19 protein-coding genes are annotated in these 19699 nt (G+C 70.9%); 7 read left to right on the top strand and 12 right to left on the bottom strand.

What is annotated here, in order from left to right; translation table 11 throughout:
- Positions 1 to 78: 78 nt before the first annotated feature.
- The 4 genes from ONA70_RS05415 to ONA70_RS05400 are packed head-to-tail and all read left to right on the top strand — an operon-like array spanning position 79 to position 4879.
- Positions 79 to 1632, top strand: coding sequence for an NCS1 family nucleobase:cation symporter-1 (locus ONA70_RS05415; protein WP_265005216.1), 1554 nt, complete (start codon positions 79 to 81; stop codon positions 1630 to 1632).
- Positions 1632 to 2474, top strand: coding sequence for a nitrilase-related carbon-nitrogen hydrolase (locus tag ONA70_RS05410; protein ID WP_265005215.1), 843 nt, complete (start codon positions 1632 to 1634; stop codon positions 2472 to 2474). Before ONA70_RS05415 ends, ONA70_RS05410 begins: the two co-directional genes overlap by 1 nt.
- Positions 2471 to 3874 (top strand): dihydropyrimidinase, encoded by a 1404-nt coding sequence (gene hydA, locus ONA70_RS05405; RefSeq protein WP_265005214.1) that lies wholly within the window; start codon positions 2471 to 2473, stop codon positions 3872 to 3874. Before ONA70_RS05410 ends, hydA begins: the two co-directional genes overlap by 4 nt.
- Before the next feature lie 12 nt (positions 3875 to 3886).
- Complete coding sequence (locus ONA70_RS05400) at positions 3887 to 4879, top strand: TIGR03842 family LLM class F420-dependent oxidoreductase (protein ID WP_265005213.1); 993 nt, start codon at positions 3887 to 3889, stop codon at positions 4877 to 4879.
- A gap of 22 nt (positions 4880 to 4901) precedes the next feature.
- Here ONA70_RS05400 and ONA70_RS05395 read toward each other — a convergent pair whose 3' ends face one another.
- Positions 4902 to 5195 carry a hypothetical protein gene (locus tag ONA70_RS05395; RefSeq protein WP_265005212.1) on the bottom strand — a complete coding sequence of 98 codons (294 nt, stop codon included), beginning with the start codon at positions 5193 to 5195 and terminating at the stop codon, positions 4902 to 4904.
- A gap of 652 nt (positions 5196 to 5847) precedes the next feature.
- Here ONA70_RS05395 and ONA70_RS05390 point away from each other — a divergent pair.
- The gene (locus ONA70_RS05390; protein WP_265005211.1) at positions 5848 to 6492 is read left to right on the top strand and encodes a helix-turn-helix transcriptional regulator; all 645 of its coding nucleotides are present in this window, start codon (positions 5848 to 5850) and stop codon (positions 6490 to 6492) included.
- An 18-nt stretch (positions 6493 to 6510) separates the two neighbouring features.
- On the opposite strand, the gene ONA70_RS05385 is transcribed toward ONA70_RS05390, so the two are convergent.
- The 5 genes from ONA70_RS05385 to ONA70_RS05365 all read right to left on the bottom strand — a co-directional run bounded on the left by ONA70_RS05385 (position 6511) and on the right by ONA70_RS05365 (position 10965).
- Positions 6511 to 7764, bottom strand: coding sequence for an NAD(P)/FAD-dependent oxidoreductase (locus ONA70_RS05385; protein ID WP_265005210.1), 1254 nt, complete (start codon positions 7762 to 7764; stop codon positions 6511 to 6513).
- Between the two features lie 18 nt (positions 7765 to 7782).
- Entirely contained in the window at positions 7783 to 8376 is a 594-nt protein-coding gene (gene folE, locus ONA70_RS05380; protein WP_406601147.1) for a GTP cyclohydrolase I FolE, read from the bottom strand.
- 155 nt (positions 8377 to 8531) lie between these two features.
- Positions 8532 to 9212, bottom strand: a complete 681-nt coding sequence (locus ONA70_RS05375) for an ankyrin repeat domain-containing protein (protein ID WP_265005209.1) — start codon at positions 9210 to 9212, stop codon at positions 8532 to 8534.
- Positions 9209 to 9841, bottom strand: coding sequence for a response regulator (locus ONA70_RS05370; protein WP_265005208.1), 633 nt, complete (start codon positions 9839 to 9841; stop codon positions 9209 to 9211). Before ONA70_RS05370 ends, ONA70_RS05375 begins: the two co-directional genes overlap by 4 nt.
- Entirely contained in the window at positions 9838 to 10965 is a 1128-nt protein-coding gene (locus tag ONA70_RS05365) for a sensor histidine kinase (protein ID WP_265005207.1), read from the bottom strand. The genes ONA70_RS05370 and ONA70_RS05365 overlap by 4 nt, the downstream gene beginning before the upstream one ends.
- Positions 10966 to 11153: 188 nt before the next feature.
- Between ONA70_RS05365 and ONA70_RS05360 the strand changes: the two genes are divergently transcribed.
- On the top strand, positions 11154 to 11702 hold the full coding sequence (locus tag ONA70_RS05360) for a GlcG/HbpS family heme-binding protein (protein WP_265005206.1): 549 nt from the start codon (positions 11154 to 11156) through the stop codon (positions 11700 to 11702).
- Positions 11703 to 11799: 97 nt separating this feature from the next.
- Here the strand turns inward: ONA70_RS05360 and ONA70_RS05355 are convergent, their stop codons facing one another.
- From ONA70_RS05355 to ONA70_RS05345, 3 genes are all read right to left on the bottom strand, one after another.
- On the bottom strand, positions 11800 to 13542 hold the full coding sequence (locus tag ONA70_RS05355) for an N-acetylmuramoyl-L-alanine amidase (protein WP_265005205.1): 1743 nt from the start codon (positions 13540 to 13542) through the stop codon (positions 11800 to 11802).
- Between the two features lie 261 nt (positions 13543 to 13803).
- Positions 13804 to 14307: a hypothetical protein gene (locus tag ONA70_RS05350; protein ID WP_265005204.1), complete on the bottom strand. Its 504-nt coding sequence runs from the start codon at positions 14305 to 14307 to the stop codon at positions 13804 to 13806.
- Positions 14308 to 14448: 141 nt separating this feature from the next.
- A complete protein-coding gene (locus tag ONA70_RS05345) occupies positions 14449 to 15291 on the bottom strand; it encodes an SGNH/GDSL hydrolase family protein (RefSeq protein ID WP_265005203.1) in 843 nt (280 codons plus the stop codon).
- A gap of 266 nt (positions 15292 to 15557) precedes the next feature.
- On the opposite strand from ONA70_RS05345, the gene ONA70_RS05340 reads away from it, so the two are divergent.
- Positions 15558 to 16571: a LysR family transcriptional regulator gene (locus ONA70_RS05340; RefSeq protein ID WP_265005202.1), complete on the top strand. Its 1014-nt coding sequence runs from the start codon at positions 15558 to 15560 to the stop codon at positions 16569 to 16571.
- Here the strand turns inward: ONA70_RS05340 and ONA70_RS05335 are convergent.
- The 3 genes from ONA70_RS05335 to ONA70_RS05325 are packed head-to-tail and all read right to left on the bottom strand — an operon-like array spanning position 16454 to position 19613.
- Entirely contained in the window at positions 16454 to 17251 is a 798-nt protein-coding gene (locus ONA70_RS05335; RefSeq protein WP_265005201.1) for a serine hydrolase, read from the bottom strand. The two genes, ONA70_RS05340 and ONA70_RS05335, sit on opposite strands and share 118 nt — an antisense overlap.
- Positions 17248 to 18849, bottom strand: coding sequence for an N-acyl-D-amino-acid deacylase family protein (locus tag ONA70_RS05330; RefSeq protein WP_265005200.1), 1602 nt, complete (start codon positions 18847 to 18849; stop codon positions 17248 to 17250). Before ONA70_RS05330 ends, ONA70_RS05335 begins: the two co-directional genes overlap by 4 nt.
- Complete coding sequence (locus tag ONA70_RS05325) at positions 18849 to 19613, bottom strand: amino acid ABC transporter ATP-binding protein (RefSeq protein WP_319956153.1); 765 nt, start codon at positions 19611 to 19613, stop codon at positions 18849 to 18851. The genes ONA70_RS05330 and ONA70_RS05325 overlap by 1 nt, the downstream gene beginning before the upstream one ends.
- Positions 19614 to 19699: the final 86 nt, after the last annotated feature.

The following is a 19699-nucleotide window of genomic DNA, read 5'->3' as shown; positions in this document are numbered from 1 at the left end:
GTGCTGATCCGCCCCCGCCCGCGGCACCCAATTCGGCCGATCGGCCAGTGTTGCGGCAGCGTGACAGTGAGGTGAGCGATGGCTGTTGAACCCCTCCCTCCCACCGAGACCAGAGCGGCCGACCCGGGTGCCCAGATCACCCATCCGGACGGCCGGATCGAGTTGCGTGACTTTTCCACGATCAGCGACAGCCGGTACTTCAACCACGAGCTCGCTCCGGTGCCCATCGAGAAGCGCACCTGGAGCACCTACAACTTCGCGGCGCTGTGGATCGGCATGGCGCACAACATCCCCAGCTATCTGCTCGCCGCCGGGCTGATCCAGCTCGGCATGAACTGGGTGCAGGCGTTCCTCACGATCACGCTGGGCAACCTGCTCGTCCTGATCCCGATGCTGTTGAACAGCCACGCGGGCACGAAGTACGGGATCCCGTTCCCGGTCTTCGCCCGGGCGTTCTACGGGGTTCGTGGCGCCAACCTCGCGGCCCTGTTGCGCGCCTTCATCGCGTGCGGCTGGTTCGGCATCCAGACCTGGATCGGCGGCGAGGCCATCTACGCGATCGCCGGCAAGCTGCTGGGCTCCTGGTGGGTCGACGCGGCGACGGTCATGGACCACCCGTGGACGCTGTGGGCCTCGTTCTTCCTGTTCTGGGCGATCGAGATGGCGATCATCTGGCGGGGCATGGACACCCTGCGGCGCTTCGAGAACTGGGCCGCGCCGTTCGTCATCGTGATCGCCGTCGCCCTGCTGATCTGGGTGCTGGTCGAGGCGGGCGGGCTCGGCCCGATCCTGTCCGAGCCGTCGAAGCTGGGCTGGGGCGCCGGCTTCTGGAAGCTGTTCGCGCCGTCGCTGATGGCGATGGTCGCGTTCTGGGCGACCCTGTCGCTGAACATCCCCGACTTCACCCGGTTCGGCGGCAGCCAGCGCCAGCAGGCGTACGGCCAGATCCTCGGCCTGCCGACCACGATGTCGTTCTTCGCCATCCTGTCGATCATGATCACCTCGGGCACGGCCGTCATCTACGGCGAGGCGATCTGGGATCCCATCCAGCTGGCGGCGAAGTTCGAGAACCCGCTGGTCGTCGCGCTCGGCCTGTTCACGGTCGTGGTCGCCACGCTGTCGGTGAACGTCGCGGCGAACACCGTCAGCCCGGCATACGACTTCTCCAACGCCGCGCCCCGGCTGGTCAGCTTCCGGACCGGAGGTCTGATCACCGGCGTGCTCGGCATCCTGATCCAGCCGTGGCGCCTGGTGCAGGACCCCAACATCTACATCTTCGTCTGGCTCGGGTTCTACGGAGGCCTGCTCGGCGCGGTCGCCGGCGTCCTCATCGCCGGGTACTGGGTCCGCAGCCGCACCCGCCTGCGGCTGTCCGCCCTCTACCGCCCCGAGGGCAGGTACTGGTTCGCCGGCGGCTGGAACTGGACCGCCATCGCCGCGACCCTCGTCGGCGCGCTCCTCGCGGTCGGTGGCGCCTACTCCGCGCCCGGCAAGGGGCCGTTCCCGTCCGACGGGCTCATCCCCTTCCTCAAGCCGCTCTACGACTACAGCTGGGCCGCCGGTCTCATCGGCGCCTTCCTTGTCTACCTGGCGCTGACCATGCCGCGCGCCAGCCACCCAAAGGAGAATTGATGAGCAACATCATCCGAGCCGGGCTGGTGCAGCAGAAATGGACCGGTGACAAGGAGTCCATGATCGCGAACGCGGTCGACGCGATCCGCCGCGCCGCCTCGCAGGGCGCGCAGGTCGTCTGCCTGCAGGAGCTGTTCTACGGCCCGTACTTCTGCCAGGTCCAGGACGCGGACTACTACTCGTACACGGAGGCGATCCCGGACGGGCCCACGACGGCGCTGATGCGGGAGGTCGCCGAGCAGCACGGGGTGGTCCTGATCGTGCCGATGTACGAGCAGGAGCAGCCAGGCGTCTACTACAACACCGCGGCGGTGATCGACGCCGACGGCACCTACCTCGGCAAGCATCGCAAGAACCACATCCCGCAGGTGAAGGGGTTCTGGGAGAAGTTCTACTTCCGGCCCGGGAACCTCGGCTATCCGGTGTTCGACACCGCCGTGGGCCGCATCGGCGTCTACATCTGCTACGAGCGGCACTTCCCGGAGGGCTGGCGGGCACTGGGGCTGGCCGGCGCGAAGATCGTGTTCAACCCCTCCGCCACCAGCCGGGGCCTGTCGGAGTACCTCTGGCGGTTGGAGCAGCCGGCGGCCGCCGTGGCCAACGAGTACTACGTCGGCACCATCAATAGGGTCGGGGTGGAGCCGCTGGGCGACAACGACTTCTACGGCCAGTCCTACTTCGTCGACCCGCGTGGCCAGTTGGTCGGTGAGGCGGCATCGGACACCGAGGAGGAGATCGTCGTCCGCGACCTCGACATGGACAAGCTGGCCGAGGTCCGTGACCTGTGGGCGTTCTACCGCGACCGCCGCCCGGAAACCTACGAATCGCTGGTGACGCCGTGAGCATCGTCATCCGTAACGGAACAGTGGTCAACGCGACCGGGGCGTACCCGGCCGACGTACTCGTGGAGGGCGAGCGGATCGCCGCGCTCGCCGCGGCGGATTCCGGTCTGGCTCACCAGTGGGCGTCCGGCGCCGAGCGGGTGATCGACGCCGCCGGAAAGTACGTGGTGCCGGGTGGCATCGACGGCCACACCCACATGGAGATGCCGTTCGGTGGCACGTTCTCGGCGGACACCTTCGAAACCGGAACGATCGCGGCGGCCTGGGGCGGCACGACCACCATCATCGACTTCGCGGTGCAGGCCAAGGGAACGTCGTTGCTGTCGGCGCTGGACAAGTGGCACGGCAAGGCCGACGGCAACTGCGCCGTCGACTACGGGTTCCACATGATCGTGTCGGACGTCAACGACACGTCCCTGAAGGAAATGGAGTCGTGCATCGACGCGGGCGTGAACACCTTCAAGATGTTCATGGCCTATCCGGGAGTCTTCTACGCCACCGACGGCGAGATCCTGCGGGCCATGCAGAAGGCCCGGGACACCGGGTCGATGATCCTGATGCACGCGGAGAACGGCATCGCCATCGACCAGCTCATCGCCGAGGCGCTGGCCAGCGGGCGCGTCGACCCGGTGCAGCACGGGCTCACCCGGCCGGCCGAGCTGGAGGGGGAGGCCACCTCGCGGGCGATCACCCTCGCGAAGGTCACCGGCTCACCGCTGTACATCGTGCACCTGTCCGCCGCGCACGCCCTCGACGCGGTCACCCAGGCCCGCGACACGGGCCAGAACGTGTTCGCCGAAACCTGCCCGCAGTACCTGTTCCTGTCCCTGGAGGACCTGGCCCGGCCCGACTTCGAGGGCGCGAAGTACGTCGCCTCTCCCCCGCTGCGCCCGAAGGAGCACCAGGCCCAACTGTGGCGGGGCCTGCGCACCAACGACCTGTCGTTGGTGTCCACCGACCACTGCCCCTTCTGCTTCAAGGACCAGAAGGAGCTGGGCCGGGGCGACTTCTCCAAGATCCCGAACGGGATGCCGGGCGTCGAGCACCGGATGGACCTGCTCTACCAGGGCGTCGTGCGCGGCGAGATCACCCTGCCGCGCTGGGTGGAGATCAGCTCCACCACGCCCGCCCGGATGTTCGGCCTCTACCCGCGCAAGGGCGTCATCGCCCCGGGCGCGGACGCGGACATCACCGTGTACGACCCGACGGCTCGCCAGACCATCTCCGCCGGCACCCATCACATGAACGTGGACTATTCCGCGTACGAGGGCATGGAGCTCACCGGGAAGGTCAGCACCGTGCTGTCCCGCGGTCGGGTCGTCGTCGACGACAACACCTTCCACGGCGCGGCAGGGCACGGCCGGTTCCTGAAGCGCGACCTCTGCCAATACCTGGTCTGACAAGGAGAAGCCGTGGACTTCGGTGTGGTACTGCAGACCGACCCGCCCGCTCGCGACGTCGTGGCGGGCCTCACCGCGGCCGAGGACAACGGGTTCCGCTACGGATGGACGTTCGACTCCTGTGTGCTGTGGCAGGAGCCGTTCGTCATCTACTCGCAGGTCCTCGCCGCGACCAAGCACCTGATCGTCGGACCGATGGTGACCAACCCGAGCACCCGCGACTGGTCGGTCACCGCGTCGCTGTTCGCCACGCTCAACGAGATGTTCGGCAACCGCACCGTGTGCGGGATCGGCCGCGGCGACTCGGCCCGGCGAGTCATCGGCCAGCCGCCGGCGAGCCTGGCCACGCTGAGACAGGCCATGCACGTGATCAAGCAGCTGGCCGAAGGCAACGAGGTCGAACACCACGGCACGCCGGTGCGCATCCCGTGGGTGCGGGACGGCCGGCTGGAAGTCTGGATGGCCGCGTACGGCCCGAAGGCGTTGCGGCTGGTCGGCGAGCAGGCCGACGGCTTCATCCTGCAGACGGCCGACCCCGAGATCGCCCGCTGGACGGTCGGCTCGGTACGCGAGGCGGCCACCGCCGCAGGCCGAGATCCCGGCTCGATCACGATGTGCGTGGCCGCACCCGCCTACGTCGGCACCAACCTCGCGCACCAGCGCGATCAGCTGCGCTGGTTCGGTGGCATGGTCGGCAACCACGTCGCCGATCTGGTCGCCCGGTACGGCGACTCCGGGGCTGTACCGAAGGCGCTCACCGACTACATCAAGGGCCGCGAGGGCTACGACTACGCGCATCACGGCCGTGCCGGCAACCCGTCCACCTCCTTCGTGCCCGATGAGATCGTCGACCGGTTCTGTCTCGTCGGCCCCGAGTCGGCCCACGTCGACCGGCTACAGGAGCTCAAGGAGATCGGGGTGGACAACTTCGCCCTCTATCTCATGCACGACGACAAGGAGAAGACCCTCTCCGCGTACGGCAAGGACGTGATCACCCACCTCTGATCTCCCCGCCGACGTGCTCCCGTCAGGGCCGTTTGATCGGCCCGCAGAAGCGCTTCGGCGTGAAGGGCCGACCGGGTGCCGCGGCGGCCCGCCACACCGGGTTCAGCTGGATCGCCAGGGCGGGCGCATGCCAGGCTTCCCCCAGCCGCTGGAGCAGGCCGTACTCGGAACGGGTGTGAGTGATGTTCCCGCCGGCAAGGAAGTTGATCAACTCGTGGTAGGCGGACTCCCGGCCGATGATGCCGCCGTGGAAGGCCGGCACCTCGGCCACCGGAATCGTGATCGGCTGGCCCGGTGGGGCCTCGGCCGCGGTCACCGTGGGGAGGAAGGCGACCACCCGTACCCCCGGAAGCGGGCACAGCGCCTGGTAGCGGTAGAAGGGCGCCCCGTCGAGCAGCGAACGTCATCGGGACGACCGCGGCGAACAGGAACCAGGACAGCGACACCGCCGACGCCGCGATCGAGTACGCGGCGAAGGGCAGGACGATCACCGCGCTGAGCGCCGCCACGCCGAGGTTGCGCAGCAGCAACGAACGGTACGACGGCCGGGGCGCCGGCCAGGACAGGCTGACCAGTGCCGCGGACAGCGCGGCCCGCAGCGCGATCAGGCCCACCAGGCCGAAGCCGAACATCAGCCACGAGTTGTGGTAGACCAGCAGCCAGCGCATGTCGTGGTAGGAGTCGTACGGCCAGACCGCCGTGGCCTGCGGGGCCAGGCCTTCTGCGGTGACAAACCCGATCAGCACCAGCGCGAGGACCTCGGCCATCGGGACCGCCGCGGCGATCGCGAGAAGCGCCGCCAACCGGCGGTGGGTCGGTCGCACGAGTCCTCCTTCGGCACCCGCGGCTCTGCGTCGACTCTCCCGCGTACCAGCGGTTCCGCACGGCCGAACCGCCGAATCGGCCCGCCGTCACACACCACGTCAACGGAAATTTCAACAAGATCTGCTGGTGATAAAGTTGTGCGCATGGCAACGCCCCCCTGGCAGGCGGTGACCGCCCTCGTTGACCAGGTACGACGGGCCCTGTACGACTACGTCCGCAGCCAGGACCACCCGGTGACCCGGGACGAAGCCGCCGAGGCGCAGCTGATCTCCCGCAATCTGGCGGCGTTCCACCTCGACAAGCTGGTCGACGCCGGGCTGCTACAGGCGCGGTACGAGGCACCGGCCGACCAGCCGCGCGGCCGGGGCCGAACACCGAAGGTGTACGAGGCGACGCCCGGCTGCATCACGCTGACCATCCCCGAGCGCCGCTACGAGCTGATCGGCGAGATCCTGGCCCAGGCCGTCGCCGAGGAGCCCACGGATGCCCGGTCGGCGGCGCTCCGGCTCGCTGCGGAGCGCGGCGCGGCGATCGGCCGTCAGGTCGCCGCGAGCCGGCCGGTGGTAGCGGTGCTGGCCGAGCTCGGCTTCGAACCGGCCGACGGCGAGGAGCTGATCCGGCTGCGGAACTGCCCCTTCCACGCGCTCGCCGCCCAGCAGACCGAGCTGGTGTGCGGACTGAACGAAGCCTTCATCGCCGGCGTGCTCACCGGGCTCGGCCGGGCGGACCTCCAGGCGCGGCTGGCCCCCGGTCCCGGCGTCTGCTGCGTGCAGATCCGTCCGGCCTGACCTGGCGCGTCGTCTCCGCTAGGCGAGCAGGTCACCCAACGGCACCCGCGGATCGGCGAGCCGGTCCAGGTCGACCGCCCTGCCCCGGTGACCCGCGCGCACCAAGGCCTGGATCTGGTCGGTCACGTCCCAGACGTTCGCGTTCATCCCGGCCAGCACCCGCCCGTCCTTGACCCAGAACGCCAGGAACTCCGGCGCCTTGCCGTCCACCACGGTCGGATCGCCGCGGAACACCACCCGGTCGTAGCCGTGCGGGGCCACCCACCCCGAGTACTCCATGCCCAGGTCGTACTGATCGGAGAAGAAGTACGGCAGCCGGGCGTACTCGACCTGCTGCCCCAGCATGGACCGCGCGGCGGCGGGGCCGCCGTTGAGCGCGTTCGCCCAGTGCTCCACGCGGACGGGCCGGTCGAACAGCGGGTGGTGGGCGTTGGCCACGTCGCCGGCGGCGTAGATGTGCCGGTCGGAGGTGCGCAGCCGGGCGTCGGCGACGATCCCGTCGTCCACCTTCAGGCCCGCCGCCTCGGCCAGTTGCGTGTCGGGCCGGATGCCCACGCCCACCACGACGGTGTCCGCGGCCAGCTCGGTGCCGTCGGTCAGCAGCACGGCGGAGACCTGCCCGGTGCCGCGGATCTGCCGGACCCCGACACCGAAGCGGAAGGTCACGTCGTGGCCCCGGTGCAGGTCCGCGAAGACCCCGGCGACCTCGTCGCCGAGAACCCGCTGCAACGGCAGGTCGGCGATCTCCACCACGGTCACCGCGGCACCGCGCTGGCGGGCGGCCGCCGCGATCTCCAGGCCGATCCAGCCGGCGCCGATCACGACGAGGCGGGTGCTGTCCGTGAGGGCCTCGGCGATCCGGGCCGAGTCCGCCAGCGTGCGCAGATACCGCACGCCGTCCAGGTCGGCGCCGGGGATGTCCAGGCGGCGGGGCGTGGAGCCGGTGGTCAGCAGCAGTTTGTCGTATCCGAGTTGTTCGCCACCGTCGAGGACGACCTGGCGGCGATCGCGGTCGATGGCGGTCACCCGGGTCGCGGTCCGCAGCTCGACGTCGTGCGCGGCGTACCAGCCGGCGTCGTGCACGTACACGTCGGCCGGCGGCGTGGTCCCGAGCAGCAGGCCCTTGGACAGCGGCGGCCGCTCGTAGGGCCGCTCGGGCTCGGCGCCGAGCAGGACCACGCGGCCGGCGAAACCCTCCTCGCGGAGCGTCTGGGCGGCCTTGGCACCGGCGAGGCCGGCGCCGACGATGACGAAGGTGGGGTTGCTTCCCATGCCGCTCTCCAGTTCGGTTCAGTGGGCGCCGGTGAGGGAGAAGAACTCGGCCCTGGACCGGGGGTCGTCCCGCAGGGTGCCGAGCAGGGTGGACGTCACGGTGGTGGCACCGGCTGCCCGTACGCCGCGCAACGTCATGCACAGGTGCTCCGCCTCGATGACCACGCCCACGCCCTTGGGCGCCAGTTCGAGGGCCAGCCAGTCGGCGACCTGCTTGGTCAACCGCTCCTGCACTTGCGGGCCGTGGGCGAAGAGCTCCACCACGCGGGCGAGCTTGGACAGGCCGAGAATGTGGTCACCCGGCAGGTAGCCGATGTGCGCGACACCGACGAACGGCAGCAGGTGGTGTTCGCACACCGACCGGATCGGGATGGCCCGGGCCAGCACCAGTTCGTCGTAGCCCTCGTCGTTGGGGAAGGTGGTCAGGTCGAACGGGCGCGCGGTGAGCAGTTCGGCGTACGCCCGGGCCATCCGGCGAGGTGTCTCGCGCAGGCTCTCCGAGTCCAGGTCGATGTCGAGCGCGGCCAGGAACCGGGCGGCGGCCTGTTCCGCGGCGACCAGGTCGAGCACGGGTCGCTGGTCGACGTGACGCGGGGACGCTGTGATGCTCACGTCTGCCACCTCCGGGCGCGGTGTGCGGGTCGCACGCCGCATCGTCCAATTCTGCCAATGATCGTCGCCGTCAACCGCCATCCTGGACCCCCGGATGCCGAATTTCAATAGCGAGCGCTGACAAAATCTGGCGGCTCCGCTCGGCCAGGAGGGACTCAGCGGGACAGGACCTCGACGATCTGGTGGTATCCGCGGTCACGGGCGTGTTGCAGGGCGCCGACGCCGTCCTTGTCGGGCAGGTGGACGTCCGCGCCGGCGGTCACCAGGATCTCCGCGATCTGCTGGTACGGCTCCGTTCCGTCGCCGAGGATGACGCACTCCAGCAGGGCCGTCCACCCGAGCCTGTTGACGTGGTTGACATCGATGCCGGTAGCGACGACGCGCCTGACGTAGGCGACATGGCCACGCTCGCTCGCCGGGATGATCGAGACTCCGCCGTACCGGTTCACGATGGTGAGGTCCGGCCTCGCGGGCAGCAGGGCCTCGAGCATCGCCACGCTGCCGGTCACGCCCGTCACCAGCCAGGGGGTGTCGTGCTGGTCGTCGAGCGCGTTCGGGTCCGCGCCGGCGTCGACGAGCACGCGGGCGGCCTCGACGTGGTCGTTCGCGGCGGCCAGCAACAGGGCCGTACGCTGCCGCGCGTCGCGCGCCTCCCGGTCGGCGCCGGCGGCCAGTGCGGCGCGTACTCCTGCCGGGTCGCCGGCGCTCGCTGCGGCGAGCAGAGCCTGGTCGGCGGTGGTGGTCATGCGGTCCTCCCGGGGTCGTGCCGTGTCGGGCCGGGTGCAGCCGGCGGCGGCCACGGCGAGGGTGATGGTGAGCAGGGCTCGGCGCTTCACAGCCGGATCAGCTTCCGTTCGACGGCGGCGTGCACCGCCGCGGTACGGGAGTCGACACCGAGCTTGGCGTAGATGTGGACCAGGTGGGTCTTGACGGTGGCCTCGCTGATGAACAGCCGCCGGCTGATCTCCTTGTTGCCGTGGCCGCGGGCGAGCAGGGTGAGGATCTCCACCTCGCGGGTGCTGAGGGTGGGACGTGGGCCGCGCATCCGGTCCATCAGCCGGGCGGCGACCGGCGGGGAGAGGACGGTCTGGCCGGCGGCGGCGGCGCGCACGGCCCGGAAGAGTTCGTCCGGTGGACAGTCCTTGAGCAGGTATCCGATCGCGCCGGCCTCGATCGCGCGCATGATGTCCTCCTCGGTGTCGTACGTGGTCAACACCAGGACGCGCGGCGGTTCCGGCAGGGCGAGCAACTGCTCGGTGGCCGCGACCCCGTCCACTCCGTCGCCGAGTTGCAGGTCCATCAGCACCACGTCGGGGCGCAGGGCGGCAGCCTGTCGGACGGCGTCGTCGGCCGTGGCCACCTCGCCCACCACGGCCAGGTCCGGCCGCCCGCCGAGCAGCGCGCGGAGGCCGGCGCGGACCACCGGATGGTCGTCGACCAGGATCAGCCGCAGCGGCGTGGTCATCGCGCCTCCCGCAGCGGCAGACTCACGGCGAGCGCGGTGCCCTCACCGCTGGCGCTCTCGATGGTGACCGTGCCGCCGAGGTGCGTGATCCGTTCGCGGATTCCGGCGAGCCCGAACCCGCTGGTGACCGCTGGGTCGAACCCGGTCCCGTCGTCGTACACGTCGAGCATCACCTCCTCATCGCCGTAGGTCAGCGTCACCGCGGTCCGGTGCGCGTGTGCGTGGTGGCGGACGTTGGCCAGTGCGCTCTGGGCGACCCGTAGCAGGGCGATCTCGTTGTCGACGCCGAGCGGCACGACCGTGCCCGCCACGGTGAATCGGACGGGCGTGCCGGTGTCGCGCTCGGTCGCGGCGCACAACCGCTGCAGGGCGTCGGTCAACGAGGCGTTGTCGAGCGCCGGCGAGGCCAGCCCACGGACGAAACGGCGCGCCTCGGCCAGGTTCTCCCGGGCGGTCGCCGCGGCCTGCCGTACGTGCCCGCGTGCCCGCCCGGGCTCGGTGTCCCATTCCTGGTCGGCCGCTTGGAGCAGCAGGTTCATGCTCGACAGACCTTGAGCGAGGGTGTCGTGGATCTCCCGGGACAGCCGGGCGCGTTCCGCCAGCGCACCGGCCTCGTGCTGGCTGCGATTCAGTTCGTCCCGAGTGGCCAGCAGGTCGTCGAGCGCGCGTTTCCGGGCCCGGTTCTGCCGATCGAGTTCGAGGAAGACCATGGTGGTGATGGCGGCGATGCCTACCGGCCCGAGCAGCAGGCTGGGGTCGAACCGGTCGGCCAGCCGGATCTGCGCGATCACGACCGCGGCGGTCAACAGCCCCACCAGCGGCCAGACCGCGGGTTGTGGGAGCTGGCGCAGGCCCAGGAAGAACAGCGGGATCGCGCACCAGGCGAAGCTCGGCGCGACGAGCACCAGCGCGAGGAACGCCACGATCACCGCGGCAAAGCGGGCGCGCGGTGCGAACCGCCCCAGTTCGTTCACCGTGTACGCGGCCAGCAGCACTCCGGCCAGCGCCAGCACGCCGATGGTTGCGGCTCCGCCACCGTGGTACGCCACGTAGCGGGACGCGGAGGCGGCCAGCAGGAGCAGAAAGCCCCACCGCATCACCGCGCGCAGCCGGTCCTCCCGCATCACCGCACCTCCCCGCACGCACCCGATCTGATCTTGACGAATGCCCAGCGTACGGCAGGTCTGTGGGGGGGTGAATCAACCATCTGATGTATTCCGGTTGGATCCACCGGGCCATGCCCGCCCCGGGGGTCAGGGCCAGGCTGGGGACGTCACCTCGACTCGAACGTCAAAACAAGAGGAGCACTGGGATGATCAACGTCCGCCGCCGCGCCACGCTCGGCCTGGTCGCCGGCGCCGTGGGTGTGGCCACCGTCACCGGCGTCACCATCAACGCCAACGCCGCCGAGTCCGCAGTCGCGCCCAGCGCCGGCGCGACCGCCGCCCGCAGCGACGTCGTCGCCAACCCGTCGCTCGACATCGACGCGGCGCTGCGCGCGGCCGAGGCGACGCTCAAGGCTGCCGAGAAGGGCGGCCACCGGGTCACCGTCGTGGTGCTCGACCGGTCGGGCGACGTCCAGGTCCAGCTCAAGGGCGACGGCGCGGGCCCGCAGACGGCCGAGTCCGCCAAGCGCAAGGCGTTCACGGCCGCCTCCTTCGGCCAGCCGACCTCCGCGCTCGCCGGCCGGGTGACCGGCCAGGGGGCCACGCTGCGCGACATCCCCGGAACGTTGTTTCTCGCCGGGGGCGTGCCGGTGACCGTCGACGGTCTGGTCGTCGGGGCCATCGGCGTCGGCGGCGCGCCCTCCGGCGACCTCGACGAGCAGTACGCCGCCGCCGGAACAGCCGCTCTTCGCTGACCGAGGTCGGCCGGCGCAGGGCCCGGAATCCCGACAGCCCGGCCCTGCGCCAACCCCTTCCCCGTCACCTCTCTTGGGGCTCCTGCCGGTGCTCTGCTCAGCCGGTCTGGACCGCGGTGACGCTGCTCGCCGGCACCCAGGCCTGGCGGTGGTTAAAGTTGATGCAGTACCACAGGACGCCGGCCTCCACCGTGGTGTACGGCGCGACGTACTGCGATCCCTTCGGTGAGTCGCCGATGACGTAGCTGCGCGACGCGGTGGGCCGGCCGTAGACGCTGACCGCCTTGCCCTTGGTCGTGTCGAGCGTGACCACCGAGCCACGGCCCGGGACCGCCGCGCCCGGGGGCACGGCCAGCCAGGCCTGCGTGCCGGTCGCCGAGTAGCTCGTCGAGGACGTCGTCTCGCCGTACCAGATCTGGTACATCTCGTTGCCGGAGCCGGCCGGGTCGGTGACGTGCTGCGACGAGTAGTAGCTGACGGCCGGCTCGACGTTGTCGGTCACGTCGGTGATGTCGGTGGCGCTGCCCTTGCGCGGCACCTTCGGGTACGCCGTGGACGGCCCGGTGTAGAGGTAGAAGAAGTTGAAGTTGTCCTGTGTCTCGGTGCCGTTGGGCCCGAGCGGCTGCTGGTCACTGGCCGGCTTCAGGGTGAACACCCCGGCCGGGCTGGTGCCACTCGGGAACGGCACACCCTGCTGGTTGATCAGGCCGAGGTAGTAGTTCCACAACCAGTACGGTCCGGGGTCGACGTGGTTGGGCGACGAGCCGAGGGTGGGCGAGGGCGTCGTGCCGTGGCTCATCACGTGGTCGTGGTCCAGCGGTATGCCGTACTTGGTCAGCAGGTACGCGACGAGTTTGGCGGAGCCGAGGTACTCGGTGGCGTTGTACCACTGGTAGCCGGTGGCGTCGTAGCCGGTGTGTTCGATGCCGACGGCCCGCTCGTTGTACCAGTAGTTGCCCGCCTGGTAAGGGATGTCCTTCTCGCGCAGCGTCTGGTACACCGTGCCGTCGGTGTCGACGATGTACTGCATGCTGACCTGGCTGTTCCGGTCCCAGAAGACGTTGATCGCGTCGGTCGCGGTCCCCTCGATGTCGTGCACGGTGACGAACCTGATCGGCAGGTCGGTGGGCCGGTTGGCGCCGGCGTAGGTGCACGGGCTGGACGTGTTGCAGTCGTAGCTCGTCGGCACGATGCAGTTGACCGCGCCGGGGTAGTCCACGTTGGTGTCGGTGGTGCAGCCGGCCGGCAGCGCGGCGACCTGCGGCAGCCGCGCGATCGCCGATCGGTCCGGCCGTACGTTCACCGGGGCCAGCCGGATCATCTCGCCGCTCTGCGCCCGGCCGCTCACGCCGCTGGCCAGCAACTGGTAGACAGCGTCCGCGTAACCGGTGGCCACACCGCGGGTGCGCGCCTGGCTGTATGCCGCGAGCGGGGCGTACCAGTCGGCGAGCCCGCGCGGCGCGAGCCCCTGCCGGCGCGCCTCGTCACGCAGCACCGCGGCACCGCCGGCGATGTTGACCGCCAGGTCGGTCTGCACCCGCACCACGGGCATGTCGAGCAGCCGAGCCGCCCGGTCGAGGCTGTCCCCGTGGTCGTTACGGACCAGGTGCATGCAGCCGTATCCGCCGTCGACACTCGGCGCGCCGCCGTGATCACCGAACCGGCCCTCGAGGTAGCAGATCGCCGTGAGCAGCGCTGCCGGCACCTCGAAGCGCTTCGCGGCGGCGGCGATCGCGGCGGACACCCGGTCCGGCGGCGCCGACCAGGCCGACGCGGGGACTCCCAGCAGCACGAGGCAGGACACCACCGCGACCGCCAGCCATCGTTGCGCTCTTGACATCGCCCACTCCCCTCACCCGCTCACCGCACCGCGTCACACACACGGTCTTCAATGGAAGGCTTATCCCCTTCAACCCACGGCTGTCAATATTTTCCAGGTCGGGGCCATCCATGGTCAGCAATTTTCACCTCGGCGCCCGGGACCCAGCCACGTCCGCCCACCCCCGGACAGCAAGACGCCCTGGCGCGGGACAGCGTCCCCCACCAGGGCGTTTGCCGCTCTACCGGCGCTTTGGCCGGTACACGCGACGCCGATCAGGCGTCAGCAACCACAGGTGTAGTAGAGGATGTCCCAGTGGCTGCCCTCATCGGTGTAGAGGTTGCCCGACGGGGCCCGCCACTGGTAACCCCAACCAGATATGTAGCCGTTGTAGGTGTAGGCACTGGTGATCCAGTTGTAGACGCAGGTGTTCTTGCTGATGTCCACCTTGTAGCCGTTCCAGTGGCTGTACGTTCCGCTGGCGTGCCCGATCTCGGTGCCCCCGGTGATGTTGATGGCGCAGCCGTTGGCCCGCTTGAAGGTGATGATGCCGTCGATGGTGGACTGCCGGATGCCCTCGAACGAGGTGCAGGTCGAGTTGTAGCGGTCGCTGCAGTTGCCGGTGGAACTCCAGGTGATCCCGGCGGCGCGCAACTGGGAGGTGGCGCTGGAGTGGCTGATCGCGAAGGCCGGCGTGCTGAAGCCGAGGGCGGTGACGATCGCCGCGACGCCGGCTAGGAGCAGGGTGAGCATGCGGCGGCGCAAGGCGCTACGGGTCGTTGACATGGCATCTCCTGATTCGCGGTGGGGCAGATGTTTGCGAAGCGGAGGCCGGCCCGTGAAATTTCTACCATAGATCGATGGACATTAATAGATGTGCAGGGGTACCGGCCGGGCACGCCCACCGGCCGGTACCCGTCGGCATCGCTACGCCTTGCCGGCGGCCGTCGCCGCGGTTGCGGACAGGGCGCTCTTGACCAGCGGGGCATAGCCGGCCGACTGGCCCGTGCGGTTCGGGTGGTACGACTCCATGATCGGATCCGACAGGCCGTTGAGCCATTCGACGGAGTCGCAGACGGCGTGCCCGGTGAACGCGGTTCGCGGGTCCACGAACCGGAACGAGTGCGCGACCGCCCGGGCCTTGATGGTCTCGTTGAGCAGATCGGCGGTGTCGTTCAGCGCCGCCTGCTCCCCCGGGCTGATCCGGGCCAGCGACTGGCAGTCGCTCTCGTTGAACAGGCGCGGATATCCGACGATCACCACCCGGGCGTACGGGGCGCGTGAGCGGATCTTGTTGTAGAGCGCGTCCAGGGTGCCGGGCAGAGTGTTGCGGATGTAGTTGTTGGCGTTGTCGATGTCACCCCAGCAGGTGTACGGCCAGGGCTTGGCGCACTGGGTGATGACACTGGAGAAGCCGGCGTCGTTACCGCCGACGGTGAGCGTGACGTAGTTGGTCGAGGAGCTGAGGCTGCCGAGCTGGTTGTTGGAGACATCGGCGACCCTCGCGCCGGAGCAGGCCGCGAACGTGAGGCTGGCGCCGAGCTGATTCGCGTCGAGGACCGGGTACGCGTACGGCGAGCGGTAGCAGCTGGTGCCGTCGGAGTAGTACGTGCGGGTGCCGACGCCCGAGGCGTACGAGTCACCCAGGGCGGTGTAGAGCGGGGCGGCCGCCTGCGCGGGCAGCGCCCACAGCACGGCCGGGGCCAGGCCGGCGAGAACGGCGATCGCGAGCGTGACGAGGCGGTTCCTGCGAGGGACGACGGATGCCATGCTTCCTCCTCAGCTGCCCACCAAGGGGCACATCGACGGGCATCGAAGGCCGGTGGTGCGCAGACTGTGGGCGGCAAGTACTTGCAGACGCAAGAGGTCCGGCGGAAGTTTCCTTCAATCGAACAAGTTGCCGGCGACTACTTGGCAGGGCCACCCGGGACCGTTCGCGGTCGGCGCGGAGCAGCCCGGCCGGTATGCGAGAGTGTGGGTCGGGTGGCGGTCGACGGCTGACCGCACCGCCTCTGAGCAGGGAAGGCAGCCCGCCGATGTTCAACACCGCACGCCTGCAGGTCATCCTGGAGATCGCCCGCCACGGCACCATCGTCGCCGCCGCGGAGCGGCTGCAGCTGACGCCGTCCGCGGTCTCCCATCAGCTCGCCACCTTGGAGCAGGAGGCCGGGGTGGCGCTGGTGGACCGGGGGCCGCGCAGTCTGCGGCTCACGGTCGCCGGCCAGCGCCTGGCGGACTACGCCCAGCAGATCGTCGATCTGATGTCGGCGGCCCGCGACGAGCTGTCCGCACACGGCGAGGGCCGCCGGGGGCTGCTGCGGATCGGGTTCTTCGCCACCGCCGGCACGGAGTTGCTGCCGCGCGCGCTGTCGAGCTTCACCCGGGACCATCCGCAGGTCGAGCTGGCGCTGATCCTCGGGCAGCCGGACGAGCTGCTGCCCCGCCTCCACCAGGGTGAGCTGGACCTGGTGGTGGTGTTCGACCATCCGCTGAGCCCGGCGCGGGAGTCGCCGTACGCGACGGTCGAGCCGCTGATGGTGGATCCACAGCTGGTGGTGCTGCCGGCCGACCATCCGCTCGCCCGCCGGCGCCGGCTACGGCTCGCAGACCTTGCTGCCGAGCCGTGGATCACCACCCTCGGCGTGCAGGGCGAGGTGTCGGTGCTGGAGCTGGCGGCGCGAGCGGAGGGCTTTTCGCCGCGGATCCGCTGCCGCAGTGACCACTACGAGGTGGTGCTGGGCCTGGTACGGGCCGGGGTCGGGGTGGCGCTGGTGCCGTCGCTCGGCCTGCGCAACCCCGGCGCGGTGGCGGTGCGCCAGCTCGCCCACGCCAAGCTGCACCGGGACATCGGCGTGGCGCTGCGCCCCGGCAACTCCAATCCGGTGGTCGGCAGGTTCGTCGAGCGGCTGACCGACGCGGCGGCGACGCTCAGTCAGGAGCTGTCGGAACGGTGGGTTCCGGCGAGCCGGTCGACCGCCGTGCCCCAGCGCCGCAGCTCGGCCACGGCGGCCCGCTCGGCGCCGGGCGGGAACGCGGCGATCACGGCGTAGACGACGGTGTGCCGGCCGGACACGATGCCGGTGTCGGCGCGTACCCCGGTGTCGGTGCCGGTCTTGTTCTCCACCTGGACGCCGTCGCCCGACCAGGGGTCGTGGCCGACCGAGTCGGCGACCATCGTGCGGTCGGTGTTCCCGGCGAGCCAGTCACGCAGCAGCTGGCACGCCTGCCGGCTCTGCCAGGCCCCGCTCGCCACCTCGGCGAGGAAGGCGCAGAGTTCGCGGGCGGTCCCGGTGGCGAAGGTCTCCGGCACGCCGGGGCCGCGCTCGGCGCGGATCCGGTCGTGCACGGTGGTGTCCCGCAGCCCGACGCGGCGGGCCAGTTCCTGCACGGCGTCCAGGGTCACCAGCCGCAGCAGGGCGTTGGTGGCGGCGTTGTCGCTGACCGCGGCGACCGCGGTGGCCAGGTCGGCGACCGTCCACCGCCGGGGCGAGAGTCGGCCGATCAGCCCGGTGCCGCCGACCTCCCGGTCCGCGTCGAGCAGCTCGACCGGCCGGTCCGGGGCGAGCGTCGCGTCGGCGAGGCGGCGGGCCACCTCGCCGAGGAGCAGCACCTTGCCGACGCTGGCCACCGGCAGGACCAGGTCGGGGTCGGTCGAGAGGGTGCGGCCGTCGTCCAGCCGCCGCACCATCGCCCCGACCCGCACGGCCGGGCCACCGCGCGGCGCGCTCATCGCCGCCCCGGCACGGCCAGCACCCGGCCGGGCCGCGCGTCGGTGACCGTACCGCGGTCCACCACGACCCGGCCGCTGACCGTCACGCACCGCACGCCGTGCGGCGGCGCCAGCGGATCGTCGTACGTGGCGCCGTCGGCGACCCGCCGCGGGTCGAGGACCACCAGGTCCGCGGTGTACCCGTCGGCGAGCAGGCCCCGGTCTCGCAGGCCGAAGCGGCGGGCGGGCATCGCCGTCATCTTGTGCACCGCCTCCGCCAGATCCAGCAGTCCCACGTCCCGAACATAGTGGCCGAGCACCCGAGCGAAGCTGCCCGCCCACCGCGGGTGTGGTCGGCCCCCCTTCGGTACGCCGTCCGAGCAGAGCATGGTCAGCGGGCTGGCCAGCACCCGGCGTACGTCGTCCTCGTGCATGGAGTGGCTGAGGATGGTGACGTCGCCGTGTTCGGCGGCGAGCAGGTCGCAGGCGTAGTCGACCGGGTCGACGCGGCGCGCGGCGGCCAGGTCGGCGATGGTGTGGCCCTGTGCGTCGGGGTGGTTCGGGGCGGACGCGACGCGGATCAGGTCCCAGCCGCCGTTACCGACGGTGTTCTCCCAGCCGGGCACGCCGGCGACCAGGTCGTGGCGGATCCGGTCGCGGACCGCCGGTTCGGCGATGGCGGTGAGCATCGCCGGCACCCCGTCGGCGATCACCCACGGCGGCAGCATCGCGTGCAGGGCCGTGCTGCCGGCGGTGTACGGATAGACGTCGCAGGTGACGTCGAGCCCGTCGGCGCGCGCCCGGTCGATTCGGGCGAGGGTGCGCACGGTGGCGCCCCAGGCGCGCCGGCCTGCCGTCTTGTGGTGGGAGACCTGCAGCGCCGCCCCGGCCGCGCCGGCGATCCCGATGGCCTCCTCGAGCGCGGATTCGACCTGGGACATCTCGTCGCGCAGGTGGGTCACGTACGGCTTGCCGTGCGCGGCCGCCACCCGGGCCAGCGCGATGACCTCGTCGGTGCTGGCGTTGACGCCCGGGGAGTAGATCAGCCCGGTGGACAGGCCGGCCGCGCCCGCGGCGAGCGCCTCGTCGAGCAGGTGGCACATCTGCCGGATCTCCGCGGCGGTGGCCGCGCGCTGGGCGAAGCCGACCACCGCGGCGCGCAGCGTGCCGTGGCCGACGAGGGCGGCGAGGTGGTTACGGCGGGCCACGCCCTGCGCGTCGGCGAACTCGGCGAACGACGCGTACGCGGACGCGGGTGGGCCGAAGGTCGCGGCGATCAGCTCCCGCACCGGCCCGGCGCGATCGGCCGGGATCGGGAAGGGGCTGATTCCGCAGTTGCCGCAGATCTCGGTGGTGACGCCCTGGCGCAGCGGCGCCTGCCGCAGCACCTCCCGCTGCTCGTCGTCGCCGGCGAGCAGATCGGAGTGGGTGTGCACGTCGATGAAGCCGGGCGCGACGACCAGCCCGGTCGCGTCGACGACGTCGACGGCCGGAGTGCCGCTGCCCGGTGGCAGCAGCACGATCCGCCCCTCGCGGACGCCCACGTCGCCGGGGCGCGCCGGCGAGCCGGTGCCGTCGATCACGTCGCCGCCGGTGATCAGCAGGTCGAGCCGCGCCATCAGAGCACCTTGGACAGGAAGGCTCGGGTACGGTCGTGCCGCGGCGCGGCAAGCACCTCGCGGGGCGGCCCCTGTTCGACGATCAGGCCCTCGTCCATGAAGACGAGGTGGTCGCCGACCTCGCGGGCGAAGCCCATCTCGTGGGTCACCACGATCATGGTCATGCCGCTGGCCGCGAGGTCCTTCATCACCTCCAGCACCTCGCCGACCAGTTCCGGGTCGAGGGCCGAGGTCGGCTCGTCGAAGAGCATCAGCTTCGGCGACATGGCCAGCGAGCGGGCGATGGCGACCCGCTGCTGCTGGCCGCCGGACAGCTGTGCCGGGTAGTGGTGGGCGCGGTCGGCGAGACCGACCCGGTCGAGCAGGCCGGCGGCGCGCCGGCGAGCATCGGCCGTCGGGACGCCCTTCACCGCGACCAGGCCCTCCATCACGTTCTCCAGGGCGGTGCGGTGCGGGAACAGGTGGAAGCGCTGGAAGACCATGCCGATCGACTCGCGCTGGCGGCGCAGCCGCGCGTCCGGCAGCGGACGCAGCCGGCCGCCGCGCTCCTCGTACCCGATCAGTTCGCCGTCGACGTAGACCCGGCCCGCCTGCGGTTCCTCGAGATGGTTGAGGCACCGCAACAGGGTCGACTTGCCGGAGCCGGACGGGCCGACCACGCAGACCACCCGGCCGCGTTCGATGGTCAGGTCGATGCCGCGCAGCACCTCCAGCCGGCCGAAGCTCTTACGCAGGGACCGGCACTGCACCATCGGCGGGGTCATCGCGCGCTCCCGGTGAGGCGGCCCCGCCACCAGCGGGCGGCCGGCCGGGCCGGGCAGCCGCTCCCCCCCGGCCGGGGGGGGGGAGC

The organism is Micromonospora yasonensis, assembly GCF_026013475.1.
In the GTDB taxonomy this organism is placed as follows: domain Bacteria; phylum Actinomycetota; class Actinomycetes; order Mycobacteriales; family Micromonosporaceae; genus Micromonospora; species Micromonospora yasonensis.
Note: the sequence above shows the minus strand (reverse complement) of the source record. Positions and strands in the feature narration are given on the sequence as shown.

Bases quoted from the DNA above. Each gene is read 5' to 3' on its own strand.
- ONA70_RS05355 (WP_265005205.1), bottom strand. From the start codon at position 13,542: ATGTCAAGAGCGCAACGATGGCTGGCGGTCGCGGTGGTGTCCTGCCTC.
- ONA70_RS05350 (WP_265005204.1), bottom strand. From the start codon at position 14,307: ATGTCAACGACCCGTAGCGCCTTGCGCCGCCGCATGCTCACCCTGCTC.
- ONA70_RS05390 (WP_265005211.1), top strand. From the start codon at position 5,848: ATGGCAACGCCCCCCTGGCAGGCGGTGACCGCCCTCGTTGACCAGGTA.
- ONA70_RS05365 (WP_265005207.1), bottom strand. From the start codon at position 10,965: ATGCGGGAGGACCGGCTGCGCGCGGTGATGCGGTGGGGCTTTCTGCTC.
- ONA70_RS05360 (WP_265005206.1), top strand. From the start codon at position 11,154: ATGATCAACGTCCGCCGCCGCGCCACGCTCGGCCTGGTCGCCGGCGCC.
- ONA70_RS05345 (WP_265005203.1), bottom strand. From the start codon at position 15,291: ATGGCATCCGTCGTCCCTCGCAGGAACCGCCTCGTCACGCTCGCGATC.
- ONA70_RS05415 (WP_265005216.1), top strand. From the start codon at position 79: ATGGCTGTTGAACCCCTCCCTCCCACCGAGACCAGAGCGGCCGACCCG.
- ONA70_RS05325 (WP_319956153.1), bottom strand. From the start codon at position 19,613: ATGACCCCGCCGATGGTGCAGTGCCGGTCCCTGCGTAAGAGCTTCGGC.
- ONA70_RS05385 (WP_265005210.1), bottom strand. From the start codon at position 7,764: ATGGGAAGCAACCCCACCTTCGTCATCGTCGGCGCCGGCCTCGCCGGT.
- ONA70_RS05410 (WP_265005215.1), top strand. From the start codon at position 1,632: ATGAGCAACATCATCCGAGCCGGGCTGGTGCAGCAGAAATGGACCGGT.
- ONA70_RS05330 (WP_265005200.1), bottom strand. From the start codon at position 18,849: ATGGCGCGGCTCGACCTGCTGATCACCGGCGGCGACGTGATCGACGGC.
- ONA70_RS05335 (WP_265005201.1), bottom strand. From the start codon at position 17,251: ATGAGCGCGCCGCGCGGTGGCCCGGCCGTGCGGGTCGGGGCGATGGTG.
- ONA70_RS05340 (WP_265005202.1), top strand. From the start codon at position 15,558: ATGTTCAACACCGCACGCCTGCAGGTCATCCTGGAGATCGCCCGCCAC.
- ONA70_RS05370 (WP_265005208.1), bottom strand. From the start codon at position 9,841: ATGACCACGCCGCTGCGGCTGATCCTGGTCGACGACCATCCGGTGGTC.